Origin of the sequence: Lacticaseibacillus paracasei subsp. paracasei (genome assembly GCF_000829035.1) — a bacterium.
Classification (GTDB): domain Bacteria; phylum Bacillota; class Bacilli; order Lactobacillales; family Lactobacillaceae; genus Lacticaseibacillus; species Lacticaseibacillus paracasei.
Map to the genome: position 1 here is coordinate 124,293 of NZ_AP012541.1, position 15,571 is coordinate 139,863.

General features: G+C 45.9%; 13 protein-coding genes and 4 pseudogenes. 8 read left to right on the plus strand and 9 right to left on the minus strand.

Going from position 1 to position 15,571, the window contains the following annotated elements; all coding sequences use genetic code 11:
- Nucleotides 1–133 precede the first annotated feature (133 nt).
- Together nrdD and LBPC_RS00600 are read left to right on the plus strand one after the other, a co-directional pair.
- On the plus strand, nt 134–2,317 hold the full coding sequence (nrdD, locus tag LBPC_RS00595) for an anaerobic ribonucleoside-triphosphate reductase (RefSeq protein ID WP_003573004.1): 2,184 nt from the start codon (nt 134–136) through the stop codon (nt 2,315–2,317).
- A 226-nt stretch (nt 2,318–2,543) separates the two neighbouring features.
- Nucleotides 2,544–3,239 (plus strand): hypothetical protein, encoded by a 696-nt coding sequence (locus tag LBPC_RS00600; protein WP_016366216.1) that lies wholly within the window; start codon nt 2,544–2,546, stop codon nt 3,237–3,239.
- 14 nt (nt 3,240–3,253) lie between these two features.
- On the opposite strand, the gene LBPC_RS00605 is transcribed toward LBPC_RS00600, so the two are convergent.
- Nucleotides 3,254–3,862: a helix-turn-helix transcriptional regulator gene (locus tag LBPC_RS00605; protein WP_003662132.1), complete on the minus strand. Its 609-nt coding sequence runs from the start codon at nt 3,860–3,862 to the stop codon at nt 3,254–3,256.
- Between the two features lie 326 nt (nt 3,863–4,188).
- Here LBPC_RS00605 and LBPC_RS00615 point away from each other — a divergent pair.
- The 3 genes and pseudogenes from LBPC_RS00615 to LBPC_RS00625 all read left to right on the plus strand — a co-directional run.
- Nucleotides 4,189–4,872: pseudogene (locus LBPC_RS00615) on the plus strand (PA domain-containing protein); the annotation flags it as partial.
- Between the two features lie 109 nt (nt 4,873–4,981).
- The gene (locus LBPC_RS00620) at nt 4,982–5,902 is read left to right on the plus strand and encodes an IS30 family transposase (protein WP_025375985.1); all 921 of its coding nucleotides are present in this window, start codon (nt 4,982–4,984) and stop codon (nt 5,900–5,902) included.
- A gap of 20 nt (nt 5,903–5,922) precedes the next feature.
- Nucleotides 5,923–6,606, plus strand: a pseudogene (locus LBPC_RS00625) (metallophosphoesterase family protein); the annotation flags it as partial.
- A gap of 233 nt (nt 6,607–6,839) precedes the next feature.
- Here the strand turns inward: LBPC_RS00625 and LBPC_RS00630 are convergent.
- Nucleotides 6,840–7,184, minus strand: a pseudogene (locus LBPC_RS00630) (FAD-binding oxidoreductase); the annotation flags it as partial.
- Between the two features lie 103 nt (nt 7,185–7,287).
- Between LBPC_RS00630 and LBPC_RS00635 the strand changes: the two are divergent.
- A complete protein-coding gene (locus LBPC_RS00635; protein ID WP_041091321.1) occupies nt 7,288–8,304 on the plus strand; it encodes an IS30 family transposase in 1,017 nt (338 codons plus the stop codon).
- Between the two features lie 51 nt (nt 8,305–8,355).
- On the opposite strand, the pseudogene LBPC_RS00640 reads toward LBPC_RS00635, so the two are convergent.
- The 6 genes and pseudogenes from LBPC_RS00640 to LBPC_RS00665 form a co-directional block, all read right to left on the minus strand.
- Nucleotides 8,356–9,393: pseudogene (locus LBPC_RS00640) on the minus strand (FAD-binding oxidoreductase); the annotation flags it as partial.
- Between the two features lie 501 nt (nt 9,394–9,894).
- On the minus strand, nt 9,895–10,110 hold the full coding sequence (locus tag LBPC_RS17150) for a hypothetical protein (RefSeq protein WP_013245354.1): 216 nt from the start codon (nt 10,108–10,110) through the stop codon (nt 9,895–9,897).
- Nucleotides 10,111–10,117: 7 nt separating this feature from the next.
- Nucleotides 10,118–10,402: a hypothetical protein gene (locus tag LBPC_RS00650; RefSeq protein ID WP_003577348.1), complete on the minus strand. Its 285-nt coding sequence runs from the start codon at nt 10,400–10,402 to the stop codon at nt 10,118–10,120.
- The gene (locus LBPC_RS00655; RefSeq protein ID WP_003577349.1) at nt 10,395–10,679 is read right to left on the minus strand and encodes a DUF2089 family protein; all 285 of its coding nucleotides are present in this window, start codon (nt 10,677–10,679) and stop codon (nt 10,395–10,397) included. Before LBPC_RS00655 ends, LBPC_RS00650 begins: the two co-directional genes overlap by 8 nt.
- Before the next feature lie 190 nt (nt 10,680–10,869).
- Entirely contained in the window at nt 10,870–11,850 is a 981-nt protein-coding gene (locus LBPC_RS00660; protein WP_016366148.1) for a phosphatase PAP2 family protein, read from the minus strand.
- A gap of 216 nt (nt 11,851–12,066) precedes the next feature.
- Nucleotides 12,067–13,143 (minus strand): S66 family peptidase, encoded by a 1,077-nt coding sequence (locus LBPC_RS00665; RefSeq protein ID WP_003662119.1) that lies wholly within the window; start codon nt 13,141–13,143, stop codon nt 12,067–12,069.
- Nucleotides 13,144–13,364: 221 nt separating this feature from the next.
- On the opposite strand from LBPC_RS00665, the gene LBPC_RS00670 reads away from it, so the two are divergent.
- Nucleotides 13,365–13,616 carry a hypothetical protein gene (locus LBPC_RS00670; protein WP_003562754.1) on the plus strand — a complete coding sequence of 84 codons (252 nt, stop codon included), beginning with the start codon at nt 13,365–13,367 and terminating at the stop codon, nt 13,614–13,616.
- A gap of 153 nt (nt 13,617–13,769) precedes the next feature.
- On the opposite strand, the gene LBPC_RS00675 is transcribed toward LBPC_RS00670, so the two are convergent.
- The gene (locus LBPC_RS00675; RefSeq protein WP_003562759.1) at nt 13,770–14,843 is read right to left on the minus strand and encodes a D-alanine--D-alanine ligase family protein; all 1,074 of its coding nucleotides are present in this window, start codon (nt 14,841–14,843) and stop codon (nt 13,770–13,772) included.
- A 173-nt stretch (nt 14,844–15,016) separates the two neighbouring features.
- Between LBPC_RS00675 and LBPC_RS00680 the strand changes: the two genes are divergently transcribed.
- Nucleotides 15,017–15,508: a methylated-DNA--[protein]-cysteine S-methyltransferase gene (locus tag LBPC_RS00680; RefSeq protein ID WP_003662117.1), complete on the plus strand. Its 492-nt coding sequence runs from the start codon at nt 15,017–15,019 to the stop codon at nt 15,506–15,508.
- Nucleotides 15,509–15,571: the final 63 nt, after the last annotated feature.

The following is a 15,571-nucleotide window of genomic DNA, read 5'->3' on the forward strand; positions in this document are numbered from 1 at the left end:
ACACACTATATAGTGTATGCAGTCGATAATTAACCACAAAATTTAGTGGATAACCCGTTACTTTTCCTGCTGAGTCTTGTATACTAGATACATTGTTACAAGCACTTCAAGTTAACGTAATGGGGGATTAGCCATGATCGAATTTTATACACAAATCAAGAAACGAGACGGGCGCATTGTTGATTTTGATGCATCCAAGATCAGCACTGCAATCACGAAGGCGGCAGAAAGTGTGGCAAAACTGGCACCGAGTGACGTGCTGACGATCGATCACTTGACGGATACGGTCACGGCTAAGATTCGCGATCGCTACCACGATGATGTGGAAATCGCGGAGATCCAAACAGTGGTTGAGCAGACCTTGATCGCTGCAGAAAAGTATAACTGGGCTGAAGCGTATACTGAGTATCGCTTGAAGCGTGATTTAGCTCGCAAACAGAAGCAAGATGTTAATTATAACGTCTCGCGCTTAGTGAATCGCGACGAAAGCGTTGTTAACGAAAATGCCAATAAGGACAGCCGGGTCTTTTCAACCCAGCGGGATCTAACTGCAGGCGCAGTGGCCAAGGCAATTGGCCTGAAAATGCTGCCGCCTGCTGTTGCCAACGCGCATTTACGTGGCGATATTCATTGGCATGATCTTGACTACACCCCGTTTATGGCCGAAACCAACTGTTGTCTGATTGATTTTGACTACATGTTGAACCATGGCTTCAGCATTGGCAATGCCGAAGTTGAACCGGCCCATTCGATTCAAGTTGCTGTGACGCAAATGACCCAGATCATCGCTAATGTGGCCTCCAGTCAATACGGCGGCTGCTCCAGCGATCGAACAGATCAGGTCTTGGCGCCATTCGCCGAGAAAAACTATCAAAAACATTTGCGTGAATTCGGCAGCGTGATTGATGATCCGGCTAAGCTGGAAGCACTGGCTGTGAAGCAGACTAAGAAGGATATTTATGATGCCTTGCAAACTTTGGAATATCAGGTGAACACCCTTTATTCCACCCAAGGCCAGACGCCATTTGTCACAGTCGGCTTCGGTTTGGGGACCAGTTGGATTGAACGCGAGATCCAAAAAGACATCCTGAAAATCCGAATTCTAGGTCTGGGTAAAGAACGGCGGACAGCCATCTTCCCGAAATTGGTCTTTACTTTGAAACGCGGTTTGAACCTGAAACCAGAAGATCCAAACTATGATATCAAACAATTGGCGATCGAATGTGCCACCAAACGGATGTATCCTGATGTCGTTTCCTATGACACCATCAAACGATTGACCGGTTCCTTCAAAGCACCAATGGGCTGCCGTAGCTTCCTGCAGGGTTGGACTGATCCAAAGACAGGCAAAGAAGTGAACGCTGGGCGGATGAATCTTGGTGTTATCACCGTCAACTTGCCGCGGATTGCAATGGAAGCCAATGGCGACAAGGCGAAATTCTGGAAGATTTTTGAAGAACGGATGCGCATCTGTAAGGAAGGCCTGCTCTATAAGGTTGAACGCACCAAACAAGCAACGCCAGAAAGCGCACCGATCCTCTACAAGTATGGGGCCTTTGGTCACAAGCTGGCTGACACCGACAGCATTGACGATCTTTTCAAAAATGGGCGGGCAACGGTTTCACTAGGTTATATTGGGTTATATGAAGTCGGTACTGTTTTCTACGGCTCTGCATGGGAAAAGAATCCCGATGCCAAGGCATTCTCAGTTTCAATCGTGAAGGCTTTGGACGATCACTGCAAGGCTTGGGAAAAACAATATGGCTACCACTTCTCGGTTTATGGCACGCCAAGCGAATCGCTAACCGACACCTTCTGCCGAGCAGATACGAAGAAATTCGGTATCGTGAAGGACATTACGGACAAGGAATACTATACCAACAGTTTCCACTACGATGTGCGCAAATCACCGACCCCATTTGAGAAACTTGATTTTGAAAAGGATTATCCGCAATACAGTGCCGGTGGCTTCATCCATTATTGTGAATACCCGAACCTGAAGCAGAACCCAAAGGCACTGGAAGCCGTTTGGGACTATGCGTATGACAAGATCGGCTATCTCGGCACCAATACGCCAATCGATCAATGCTTCAAGTGCGGGTTCAAAGGTGAGTTCACCGCAACGGCCAAAGGCTATCAATGCCCAGAATGCGGTAACCATGATCCAGCCACTTGCGATGTCGTCAAGCGCCTTTGTGGCTACCTCGGCAACCCGAACAAGCGGCCAATGGTTCACGGTCGTCAGGAAGAAATTATTCACCGGAAGAAACATATCACGTTTAGCCTGAATCAAGTGGCTAATCGGCGAGACAAGTAAGCCTTAGCAAATGCTCAGGTTGGGATAGTCGCGTAACGAAAAAAATCGTCCTTCGTGGGCGATTTTTTTCGTGGTTTTGTATCATGAACCTTCCTCGAATATTAGACTTTAACCTATCGTATTTTGAGCTAGACGGTTTTGATTCTGTTAGGGCGCGTGTACAATTCAAATCAAAAGTTGTGTCTAAATGAAGCATGTTCCTGTGGTGACAGAGTGGAGGTGCGCCATGGTAGCCGAGATTTTTACCGCCAAGCAATGGCAAACAGCAGAGCAGTGGAATAATGGATGGCTTTTTGTGATGGCTGTTGTGATTTTGATTGTGATTATTCATTTGCAGATTGTTGGATTTTATATTCACGAGCACTGGAAATGGTGGCTTATCGTGCCATTTGCTTTGGTGTGTATTGGACTAGCCGGGTTTAGCTGGGCGCGGACGGATAATGCCGCCAATGTCCAGTTCAATCAATGGGCAACGAAAATTACCCCACAGATTCGGACTAAGAAGCCAGCTTTATTTAAGTACGTACCTATTCCGATAGATGAAATTAGAACGTATGCGGGATTGAACGATTATCCAACCTTAACAACCTTACCAATGTATACACGGCATCAAATCACCGCACCAGTCACGTATTTGGGCCGAGATGCGCATGAGGCGTATTTTAAGTTTCGTGGATTAGTGTATCGTTATGCTGGCCCGACTCATATCGGTCAAGTGGCTGCCTTAGTTGGATACCGGTTCCATCTCAAAGATCGCGGCTATGCGCAACTGGGTTTCATTGACCCCGTCAAAACATTTACAGCAACACTCGTCATCCCTAGAGCACAAGCGAGCCAGCAGTATACGCCAACAAACGAAGTGGTCGTCACGCTTGATCAAATGGGGGGCGAATGGACAACGGAAAAGGTCTATCATGGATGATCTCTTGCGAGGATTTAGCGAGCATGTTGATGACGTGGCCATACTGGTTTAGTCATGAGGATCGTAACGAGGCCACTGAGCGTTATCAACAGTACTTGAAGATCAACACCTTGAACCGCGATAAGGACGATGCCTATCAATAAAAAGATCAAACCGAACACAGAAAAGCCGCCAGCAATCAGACTTCGACTCAAAACCGACCAGTCAGCAAAAATGCCCACCGATTTTGGACTGAGCATATAACTAAAAAGAAACAGAACCGCCACGTAAGACCACCAAATCAGCCGTGCAAGCCATTGTGGAAAGAATCCAAATAAGGTTGTGGCTGCCATCCCTGACATCATGGCAACAGCCGTCGTCATGACCGCCATGATCATTTGATGACGACTTATTTTGCTATCTTGGATCAGTTTTTCGTTTAGTTTTGGATCGTCAAGAATCAACGTATCAAGAGAGACCTCAAAAATTCTGGCAATACGCGTCACCATTTCTAGATCCGGCAGATTGCGGTCATTTTCCCAGTTGGAGACAGTATGGCGCGAAACGTGAAGCTGTTCCGCTAAGTTAACCTGCGTCATCTGGTGTGCCAAGCGGATCTGATGAAGCTGCTTTGAAAAATTCATGCTACTCACCTCGCTTGGGCTTATTGTGGCAAAGATGGATGGCGGTGGCAAGGTAGCGGGCTGGATAAGAAGACGCGTTATTCGAGACTGGGTCATTACCCGGGAAATAGTGCTGGAAGAAGTCGGGCAAACGAACCCACATTCGTTCTTTAGTTTCCGGTATAAAACATTGGTGTCCTATGGTTTTAAGAATTGCAACCTTTACGTAAGGGTGTACCCTATTGTCGTTGATATAATTGATGAATATCATTAATTACATAATAAGTGTTTCACTGGTTGTTTAAAAAAGACTTTGAATTTAGTTAGATGAATAAGGAGATGGTCAAATGACACTTGATATGAATGTTATGGCTTTCTGGCAAAATAAGTTAAAGGCTATCGGTCCGCGGCTAACAGCTACTGACAGTCACGCCAAATTTATTGAGTTATTGCAAGACGAAATTAAGAATCTTGGTTTTAACACTATCGAATTTCCTTTTAAAATTAATAGATGTCTTCAAAGCAGCTGTTCTCTTGAGAATGATTCAACAAAAGAAAAGATACCAAATTTAGGACCAGTTCCATATTCTGGAATCACCAAAGAAATGGGTGTGAAAGGAGAAATTAGATTCTTTCAATCAAAACACGATGTGAAGATCAAGGGTAAAGTGGTCGTTATTAAAGTGAAAAACTTTACGATCCCTAAGCTTTTATTAATGCATCAGGTTGCCAAGTACCCTCGGCATACTCACATTGGATTTAGCATAAGACACCCATTAGTTGCAGCCACATTGACCTTAGGTAAAATTCAAGCCGCCAAAGATAATGGTGCAGTCGGCGTTATTCTGGTTTGGGAACACATCAGTGAGGATCTCGCTAACCGCGAAGTTCTACCTTTTACTAATAGTTATCTGGGGATTCCTTCTGTTTGGGTATATCAAACCCAGCTGGAAGCTTTGAAGCGATGTCGTGATAGAAAGGAACCAGTAAGACTAACACTAACGGGACAATATGAGACAAATGTAACAACCCTAGATTGCATAATTAAAGTTACCACCCAGAAAATGTGAAAAAAGACCTGTCCGTTCTTGCTAAAATGGTGTTTGCATAACATACCATCTAGAGAGAAGGACAGGTCCCATGGCCATTATAACCTTAATTGAACGATCTCAGATAGAACTGATGCAACACAACACGATTCAATACATCGCCGCGACCTTAGGCCGCTCTCGTATTTCTATTAGGCATGAGCTTCACCGTTGCCCTGAAGGTGATTACTGCGCCATTATAGCTCAGGATCATGCCGATACTTGTCGGCATCGTTGTGGTCGGCACTCGATTTTAACGCCTAAGTTGAAGCGGATGGTAACTGAGAAGCTAAACCTAGGTTGGTCCCCTGAAATGGTCGGTTATGCCGTTCACTGTGCGCCACACACGATTTACCACTGGATTTATCAAAGACAAGTCGATTTTCAGCCAAGCCAACTCTTTGATCACGGTAAACGTCATAAAAGAAGACAAGACCTTCGGTCGCGCTATAACCAAGCAGTAGGCACCTCAATTGAGATTCGCAGTGAGTCAGCTAATCGGCGAACCGAAAAAGGACATTTAGAGATGGATACAGTTCGCGGTGGTCGCGGGTCAAAGGCTGCTGTTTTGACCATTGTCGATCGGGTGACACGTTTAATGGCGACAACTAAGCTTGAAAACTTATCACAAAATGCTGTTCTCAAGGGATTTGCAAGACTGATGGTGGACTTTCCGGGTCCGGTTCGATCAGTGACGGTTGATCACGGTAAAGAGTTTTCCTGCGATCAGGCGCTTACAAAGCGCTATCGGATACCGGTTTACTTTTGCCACGCCTATCACCCGAATGAACGGGGCACAAATGAACGGTTCAATCGAGAACTTCGCTACTATTTCCCGAAGGGAACACAGTTTGATCAGGTTTCAGAGACCGATATTCAACAAGCCACAGCGCTTATCAATAACAAACCTAGAAAATGTCTCCGTTGGCAAACCCCAGTTCAAGCAGTGAGCAAGCCTCTTTCTAGGTGGTAACTTTATTATTGCAATCTAGGCCAGACTTAGTTGTTTTGGGAGGTGATCTGATCGCGGGACCTATGCCTTTGGAAACGTTGTCGTTATTAAAACGCGTTTCCACCACATTCAAAACTGTGGGAATTATGGGAAACAACGATCAAGATATCGTTGATATTTATGCAAAAAAAAGAGTTGGACTATCTAGAAAGGCAACTGAGCAATTGACTTGGATAGCAAATCAATTGAGCTATAAGCAAGTGTCTTTCCTAAGAAACTTACTTCCCAGTATTAGTATTGGAAATTATTTCTTTTGTCATGCTGTGAAAAATGATAACACTACTGTTTTTTCTCCACGACAAAATAAAGCCTACATAGAGGCTTTATTTAAAGGAGTTCAAGAATCGTATATTATTTGTGGACATACTCATATACAGTTTGAATTGTCCTTGCCTAATAAAAAGATTATCAACGCAGGCAGCATAGGCATGCCATTCTCAAACCAATTTGGCGCGCAATGGTTGTGGCTGGAGGATAACAGAATTGAATATAAAAGAACCATTTTCAATCAACAAGCTGCAATACAATTGATTAGTCAGACTGAATACCCCTTCAAGAACGAATTTATTGCGAATAACCTTCGAAGTACAATATCCTTGAGTCAAGGATATAGCATCTTAAATACACTAATTCGCGCCCAAAATGCGCAACACGATTTAAGTTAATACGTAAAAGCATCTGGAATTATTTCTCAATTAAGCCGCTTGATGTTAAAGATCAGTGAGTATGAATTCCCTGTTAACCGCCTTAGTGAATTCGAAACAGATTGCCTAGGCCTCTTTAAAGTCATGGGTAACGACTGAAAATACTATTGAGGGGTATTGTCTATGCAACTTGGCAGCTAAGCGGTGATTTCACCACAGAAATAACGTTCGGTGGCATCGAGATTGGACACGTATTACCAATAGTGTCCTTGGTTAAACAGATGTTGTGGATCATACTTTGTTATCAGTTTTCTCAGTTTGCGACCTGTTTCTTCCGGCCAAATACGTTGACTTTCTTCTATCGATAGATCACTTGAGTAGGAACTATAGACACCCGTCCCTAAATCTTGTAGTGGGCCAAAAACCTCCTTAGCATGAGGCTCTGTGTCCTTTTGCAACCACATAGCTAAGAATACTTTCGCTTTTCGATCATGCCATGCAGTTTCATCAGCATTAATGGTATTTAGCGGGCCGTCAATTGCTCTCATTTCAATACCAATGATTCCTGGAGAAACAAGTATTTTGCTGATAATATCGCCACCCCAGTTTACAATTCAAGTGCAACACCCTGACGACTAGACCATAAAGGCCATGAAGACCTATTCTTGTTAGTGCTAGCTAAACAAGAAAGCAGGAATCTTCATGACCCACTCTCAGACTAACACTCACAAGCATTACCAACAACTCAGTTTTAGCGACCGTGCTACAATTCAGGCCCTTCAGGCTGCTGGTGACACCGCGACCGTGATTGCACAGAAGCTTCATCGCAGTAAAGCGACAATCTCACGAGAAATCACGCGTGGATCTGTAACTCAGCTCGACTCGAAGCGTCACTCGCATCAAGTCTATCTTGCGGAAACTGCCCAAGCCATGCACGACCGTAAACGCGATAGAACCGGTCAATACGCCTTTCTTAAGACCGGCCGTGCGTTCTTCAAGGCTCTCTCCAGGGAGCTTACTCGTAAGCCGCGCGTACACAGCGTTGATAGCTTCGTACACTTCTATCGCGACCAGGGCAAGGCTTGCCCTTCAACGACAACTGTGTATCGCTACATCGACGCCGGGCTGCTTGAGCTAGACAACATGACACTTCCCAAGAAGCTCCGACGCCGCATCAAAGGCTATAAGAACGCCCACAAGCGCAAGAATAAGAAGATATACGGCGACTCAATCGAGTTGCGTCCTGCGGCCGTGAATGACCGCACAGGCGTGGGACATTGGGAAGGCGACTTGGTCAAGGGTATTCGCTTAGCTGATGAGCCAGCATTAATGACGCTCACAGAACGGTACAGCCGGACTGAGATCATCGTCAAGATTCCTGACTATCATGCGGGCACCCGCCTTAAAGCCTTGCAGGACACGATCGACGACTACGGGGCCAAGGAATTTGAGAGTATCACTTTTGACAATGGTTCCGAGTTTGCCAAGTTATCAGAGATTGTTGGAACCCAGATTTACTTCGCACATCCGTACTCGCCTTGGGAGCGTGGCACAAACGAGAACGCCAATGGACTGCTTAGGGAATTCTTCCCGAAAGGGAAGTCTCTCAGAGCAGTTACCCTGGTTGAAATTCAAGCAGTCCAATCCGCACTGAACCATCGTCCCAGACGTATTCTGAACTATCTTCGCCCATGCGATTACTACCGATGCATGGCGTAACAGCCTAGACCACTATCAAGAATTCGTTATCATCGTTGCACTTGCCTTGAAAATTGAGGTGATAATATCGCCAATATTAGGATTCATGGCATCCAGTAAAATATTTTTTACGAAAACAGGTTGTTGTCCAGAATGCGGGATATGAGGAGCCTTGACCAATTCAGCATAGCTTTTTGTCTCTAATTGATGTTTATTCACTTCAGAAAGGCTTAGAGCTGATTTAAACAAGGCTTTCGCATCAGAATTTATAGAACCTGCCCAAAAATTACTAGCATTAATGTGAACAGTATTTCTATTCTCGGCAGTCAACATGAGATTGCTGCTCATTTTACTAGATGCGTGAGTTATCCAACTTTGCCATTGCTGAATGAACTTTGTCAAATTGCTCGTTTGGGATTCAATGGTTTGTACAGTAAATGGTAGCGAAATATCGGATTTCTCTTCAACCAACTTACTTGCTTTAAAAGTGAACGCTGTCACCATTCCTAACTGTGAATTTCCACCTCGAATACCCCAAAAAAGATCAGGATACTTTTGATGATCAGTCACACGGATCTCACCATCAGCGGTTACTAGTCTAGCGCTGACAATATGATCGATTGTCAACCCTAGACGACGAACGAGTAAGCCAATGCCACCACCTGTGGCGAGCCCACCAACACCTGTATCACCAAAATCACCACTTGAGATGATTAAATTAAACGGACGTAAAGCCTCGGCAACATCTCCCCAGACTGCGCCTGCTTGAACCTGAACCAATCCCTGTTCCGCGTCAGTGACAGTAACGCTATTTAACTGTGAAATATCTAAAATGATACCGCCATCATTCACCGAAGCCATTGAAATGCCATGACCGCCGCTACGAAATGAAAACGGAATACTGTGGCTAACACTTTCTCTAATTTTTTTGACGTATTGAATGCTAGCAATGACATCACGCTCTGTCGTTGCCCTTAAGATTAGCTTTGGACGACCGGTGACAAAATAATTTGAACACATAAGTTCATAGTCATCAGAAGTGGGATCAATTGCAATCTTCTTTAGTGCTACTGGTAACTTAGGCCACGTGGCGTTAACATCGTTATTCATCAAATTCCTCCTAAAAATTTTTTCATGGTTGGTAAAAATTGCTCTTACAGATACTAAAAAATGATTCATCATCAGCGACAGTCGTCTATGTTAGAAAACGCCTTTATTAGGCTCTGCGGCTAAACATTCTCATTCTAGTATACTTTTTGACGAAAAGTGAAAGGAAGAGACATGAAGACTTCAAAAACATAAAAACTCTTACCCTAGCGTGAACGTGGACTTCACAAAAAATCTTGATGTTTGTTTATCAGCAGCATTTGAAGACCAACACCTTGAACCGTGATGAGAACGATGCTTACAGTAGAAAGATCAGGCTAAGCACAGACAGATCGCCAAGTAAGGATCAAAGAAATTTGTTCTGGTATACTAACCAGAGGGGGTAGAATGCCATGAAAATTGTACTGATCGTTTGCATCGTCATCGCGATAGCTGCTGGGTATGTAGCGAATAAGAGGCGGCAAAGACAATGATAACAGGTTCAATTTCTTTGCTTGTCATACCTCAAGCTTCCGTGCTATACTCCATGACGGTGCCAAACCACGGTGAGTTCGTAACGATCGGCGCGTAAGCGTTCAGAAGGTCGAAGCGGCTCGCCATTTTTTTGTCTTCATTTGGTACAAATGTTGGTGGTGAAAGGCGGATCTGACGGACAAGAACAACCTTCTTGGCTGCTAAGAAGGTTGTCAGAAGCATAGATAAATGTATCAAGGCAAACACAAGCGCATTAATCCTGACGCTTACTATCCTGAGCCTTCATTTTCTGCATCTCCCGCTTTTGCTTACTTAATTTTGATTGCCGTCCGCCTTCCCACAGGCTAATCAAAGTCAAAAGACCAATGATGGGCATAGCAATATCTCTAAAAGAGAGTTGAAGCAAACCGTTTGCTAAAAAGTAGATGTCGGCCACAATAACCGCGATTGGCAGAATGGCACCTAGCAGTTTATTTTCAATGTAGCCAAAAAAGGTTTGAAGAGAAATGACGATGACGATGATCAATGTTTCAATCATTGGTAGTCTCCTTGTATTTTTGAATGATTTCTTGGGCCAAGGCTAAATCGAGTTTGTCGTCAATGACCATCTGCATGATGCTAACCTGAAACTTGTTTTTCTGATCCAATTCGGCCGCTTTTAGCTTGCGAATGACGCGATCCAAACGCAGCCGGATGGTTGGGTAAGAGACCGAGTACTTTTCAGAAAGCTTCTTGAGTGAACCGGAAGATAAAACGAATTGTCTGACAAACTCCTGATCGTCCTCATCTAGCAACAAAATTGGATTCAATGTCACGACTAACCGCCCCCCCAACTTTAACTTTGTTGATATAATTTTAACAAAATGAAAGCCGCGGGTTCCAATAAACAGCTTGGGAACGGACTGTTACTCATATACCACAACAAAAAACCACAGCCCATCTTCACAAGCGGCTGTGGCGAAATAAATTAGCATTTTGATATAAGCGATGTTGATAAGTTGGGTTTCAGGAGATTGGCTCTGTGTTTAAGTTCTTCGCTGACGAGCGAGCGGTTAGGGCTTCCCAATCGACTAATGGTTGTTGTACAACCGCAGCTAGGATCAGAATGAGCGACCATGTGAGGATCAGACTCATGGTGACATCACCGGTGAAATGGGCGAGGATGCGCACGCGGGTGTAGGCCATGACGGCGCCGTAAGCGAAGGTGAGCCAGAAGACCAGCCGCTGGCGTTTTGGCTTGTCACGATCGACGAACCATGTCAAAGTTAGCAAGGTCGCGGCGGTTTGGGTATGACCAGATGGGAAGCTCATGTGACCATTGGCGCCGTTTGGCTGGAACCAGCTTGTGAAGTGGGTCGGATTGCCGTTCAATTCATAAGGACGGAAGCGGCCCCAGAAAGTTTTCATGGCATTGACGATTTGATCAGATAGCAGGCAGACCAAAGTGGCGACAACAGCCATTTTCAATAAGTAATGAAGCTGTTCATCGGTTTTGTGGGCGAGCCAGTACTGACTGCCGATGAACACGACGAGGTAGAGGATGAGGAACAAAATGATACTGGTGGCACCCGGCAGTGTTAGCTTGCTGCCGTCAGAGTTAGCCATGCCCATTGGCTTGCCAGCGTTGATATCATTCAGCGAGGTGATCACCATGGTCATGGCATACTTGAGGTAGCCGGCCCAAAGTTCCCAACCAGCGTAGATGACACTACCGATCACCATTAAGGTGCGGGTATACCACGCCAGCTGTTGTGAACGAATGGCATAATGACAAACAATGTTGCAACTGAGCATGATGATCAACGGTGCGGTCCACAGCCCAACGTCTTGGAACAAAGTGGCGAATGGGTCGTTCATGTCACCGATGGTTTGCGAGATTTGCCAGTCAAACCCAGCAGCGGCAGCTAACAATAAAAGCAGTACACCAGCAACGATCAAGAAAATATGTTTGCGAATCGGAGCATTCAATTTTTGCGTTTGGTCCATAGCCTTTCCCTCCTTAGACGCGTTCGCAGTCGCAGAAACTTCCGTGTAAGGACCTTGAAGCAAAAGGACCAAAAAGGCGGTCCTTTCACTTCAAGGCCACTGACACTTCAGTTTCTCAGCGCTCCTGCTCTCGCTCTTTGAAAATAGCACATCATTTACAGAAAAGGTCGGGATTTACGGTACCTGTACGCAACATTTAAGTGGTCGATACGAAGTTTACAACTTATCAGCAAAATAAGGTTCATCTACCGTAACTTGACGCTGATCGAAATCGACCGTCGTTTGCAGGCCGTATGGCAGGACGGTTCGCGGATAGGCGTGGCCAAAATTCAGGTTGTACAGAATCGGCGTCTTGTATGGTTGGGTGACATCAAGCAGCACCTGCTGGTAAACGTCAAAGTAAGTTTCATTTTGGGGCTTGCCAACGAGAATCGCCTTCACTTGTGCAAGAACGCCATGTTCATCAAGATGTTCTAAATAGGTGCGGTAAGTTGCGGGGGTTATTTTGTCTTCTGATGTTTCAATGAAAAGGATCTTGTTGGTCCAGTCTTGCGGGAAGAGCTGGTACTTTTTGGCCACTTCTGGTTCGTCCTGATAGCGAACCGGGTAGATTAAGTCGTGGAGACTATCGAGACAGCCACCAAGTAAGGTGCCAGTGACACGGCCTTGACCCCGCAGCGCGAGGTAGCCATGCTGTTCTTTGTGTGATTTTCGCGGTACCCCTAACTGACTTTCTGAAAAGTCCGTGCGTTCGTCGTACCAAGTCGGGCTGGAACTAATCGCCGTTGTCGCCGGATTTTTGAAATAATGCTGAAAACTGGCGGCGGTGTACGGCAACATGCGCGTGTCTAATTCAGCTAGATCATTTAAAAAATTAGGCCCATAAAAGCTAGTCATGCTTAATTGATAAAACATGAGATGGTCAATGGTCGTGTCGGAAAAACCAGTGAATAGTTTGGGATGATCAGCGACTGCTTGCGTGAAAGCCGGATCATCTAGCAGGTAAGGGATGATTCGGTAAGTATCATCGCCGCCGATGGCACAGATGATACCTTTGATGCTCGGGTCAAGGAAAGCGGCTTTTAAATCTGCTGCGCGTGCTTCTGGATGGGCTTTGAGATAGGCTTGGCCGCGTAAGGCGTTTGGCATAAAGCACGGTTCCAGCTTCATGGCTTTCAATCGCTCAGTCCCAAGTTGAAGTTGATGGGCTGCAAAGCTTTCACCTAGTGTTCCGGCGCTGAGGCTGACAATGGCAACTTGATCATGTGGCTGTAATGCTTGCGGCTTTATCATAAAGATCTCCCTGCTTTCTCATACAATGCATTAATTATCTATTGAACATGCAGGAAACGCAAGCGGGCAAAAAGATGACACCATCGTCGTTCTAACCGTAAACCGGTTGCTTGTTTTTCCGGCTGGCAACCTGTTACGATCGAATAGAAGACCTATCAGGAAGTGTTGGTTAATTAAACTGTACGATTTTTAACAAGACACAGTATCAGGGGGAAAGCGATATGTATACCATCCAAGCGACTGCCACGATTACTGGGCGTGGCACAGTGATCACGATTGCGCCTCCGGTTGAACGCATTCAGCCGGGCGATCCGATCCGCCTTAATGGCACGACAACAGGTAAAGTCTGTGCGATTGAGAAGCGGCAACATCCGCACCATACTGACGAAGTCCCGTGTCTCGGGTTGCTCGTCACGGCACCTGTCAAAGTCGGGGATACAATTGAGTTTCCGCAGTCGCCACGGTGGGTGTGAACTGTAGGCGATACGCACTCCCAGTTGCAGAAATCTGCTCGTACTCAAAGAAAAAGTCGCTATCTGAATCGTCAACGGCATCACGTTGATTTCAGATAGCGACTTTTTATGGTTACTTTGGGCAAAATGAAGATATATTTTGGCCGTTGTGGCTTACTTCGTTAAGAGTCCAGCCTCGGTCATGCCGTCAGCGTAGAGCTTGAGCTTGCCGTTGACAATATCCATCACCAAATCGCCGTAGTCAACACCGTCTGCTTCGGCTTCTTGCGGCAACAGTGACAGTGGTGTCATCCCCGGCAGGTTGTTGGCTTCAATGACCCAAACACCTTTTTCGTTGGCGAAGAAGTCGATTCGGCCGTAATTTTGTAGGCCCAGAACATCCATCGTTTGGACGGCAACATCTTTCATAGCCTGATGGACATCTTCATCGAGATCCTTTGGCGGGGTGATGAAGTCGGTATAGCCGGCTTGGAATTTATGCTTGAAATCATACCAACCAGAACGCACCTTAATTTCAATGGCCGAGTAAGCGTGGCCATTGACAACGCCTAACGAGAATTCGCGACCTGGGGTGAACTCTTCAACAATGGCGCTGTTGTCGAAGCGGAAAACATCTTCAAGACCACTTTCGAGTTCTTCCTGATTATGAATAATATGTGTCCCAACGCTGGAACCGCCGGATGTTGGCTTGACAACAACTGGAAAATCAAACGGGACCGTTTGTTTTGGCCCTTGATCGCGCTTGAATTCCTTGAATCCTGAAGTCTGAATGCCATGATACAACATGACTTCCTTACTGAAAACCTTGTTCATGGTGATGCCTGAAGCCAGCGGGCCAGAGCCAGTATACTTGACCCCGTTGATGTCAAACACAGCCTGAACCTTACCGTTTTCGCCATCGCCACCATGCAAAGCGAGGAAAACAATGTCCGCTGCTTTGCAGATCGCCATAACATTGGGACCAAATAGCTGGGTGCTGCCATCTGGTCGTAACTTATTGATGTCTTCATCAGTCAGAATCGCATCTGAAATATTCAGATCCTTGCTGGTGTTGGCGTCGTCAAAAACCTGCTCGACCGTCTTCCCTTCGAGGTCGTAGCCAAGAAACAGGTCAATAAAGGTGGCCTGCTGCCCTTTTTGCCGCAAGGCGTTCGTGATCCGGTAGCCGCTAGAAATGGAAACATTGCGCTCCGTGCTCCGGCCGCCTGCTAAAACGACAATTTTCATGTGATAGTACCTCCGCGTATTATCCGAGTTTGATAGAAACCTCAGTTTAGCACAATCCGGGCTCATCGGCGATAAAGATGCTAAAAAATGGTGTAATATTAAGAAGGCTTTTAAACCCTCTGCCACGGTTGTGAACGCGCTTTCTCTAAACGGCGCAGATAAGGAGTCAAAGAATGCAATATACACGGTTAGCAATGCCCAATCACGCCTATTTTATCGTGGCCGATCAAGGGAAACTGGCCTTCGTCGGGTCACCGGATGCGCCGCTTAGCGAGGCGGCTGATTATGGCAGCGGTTCACTTGAATTTAATCAAGAAGAGATGCTGCCGTTTCAAAACGCCATTGATGATTATCTTACTGGCAAGGCGCAAACCATCACAGTACCGGTGACTTACCATGGGACACCGCTGCAAGAAGCCGTCTGGCAGTATCTGCAGACGATTCCTTATGGAGAGACCCGAACGTACGCACAGGTGGCAGCCGCAGTCGGTCATCCGCACGCCTTCCAAGCAGTCGGCTCTGCGGTCGGGAAGAATCCCGTTATGATCGCTGTGCCTTGTCATCGCGTCCTGCGCAAAGATGGTGGTTTGGGTGGCTTTCGTGGCGGTTTGCCAATGAAGCGAGACTTGTTGGCACTTGAACAAGGGCAGCGGCCCATTTTTTAAAGATGCTTTTTCACAGAGGCATCTTGTATACTGGTGAGTGGACAAATTGGAAAGGAAGTTTAA

Excerpts from the sequence above, each read along its gene's own strand:
- nrdD (WP_003573004.1), top strand. The coding sequence starts at position 134 with ATGATCGAATTTTATACACAAATCAAGAAACGAGACGGGCGCATTGTT.
- LBPC_RS00675 (WP_003562759.1), bottom strand. The coding sequence starts at position 14,843 with ATGAAAATTGTCGTTTTAGCAGGCGGCCGGAGCACGGAGCGCAATGTT.
- LBPC_RS00620 (WP_025375985.1), top strand. The coding sequence starts at position 4,982 with ATGGCCATTATAACCTTAATTGAACGATCTCAGATAGAACTGATGCAA.
- LBPC_RS00600 (WP_016366216.1), top strand. The coding sequence starts at position 2,544 with ATGGTAGCCGAGATTTTTACCGCCAAGCAATGGCAAACAGCAGAGCAG.
- LBPC_RS00635 (WP_041091321.1), top strand. The coding sequence starts at position 7,288 with ATGACCCACTCTCAGACTAACACTCACAAGCATTACCAACAACTCAGT.
- LBPC_RS00660 (WP_016366148.1), bottom strand. The coding sequence starts at position 11,850 with ATGGACCAAACGCAAAAATTGAATGCTCCGATTCGCAAACATATTTTC.
- LBPC_RS00605 (WP_003662132.1), bottom strand. The coding sequence starts at position 3,862 with ATGAATTTTTCAAAGCAGCTTCATCAGATCCGCTTGGCACACCAGATG.
- LBPC_RS00670 (WP_003562754.1), top strand. The coding sequence starts at position 13,365 with ATGTATACCATCCAAGCGACTGCCACGATTACTGGGCGTGGCACAGTG.
- LBPC_RS00680 (WP_003662117.1), top strand. The coding sequence starts at position 15,017 with ATGCAATATACACGGTTAGCAATGCCCAATCACGCCTATTTTATCGTG.
- LBPC_RS00650 (WP_003577348.1), bottom strand. The coding sequence starts at position 10,402 with ATGATTGAAACATTGATCATCGTCATCGTCATTTCTCTTCAAACCTTT.
- LBPC_RS00665 (WP_003662119.1), bottom strand. The coding sequence starts at position 13,143 with ATGATAAAGCCGCAAGCATTACAGCCACATGATCAAGTTGCCATTGTC.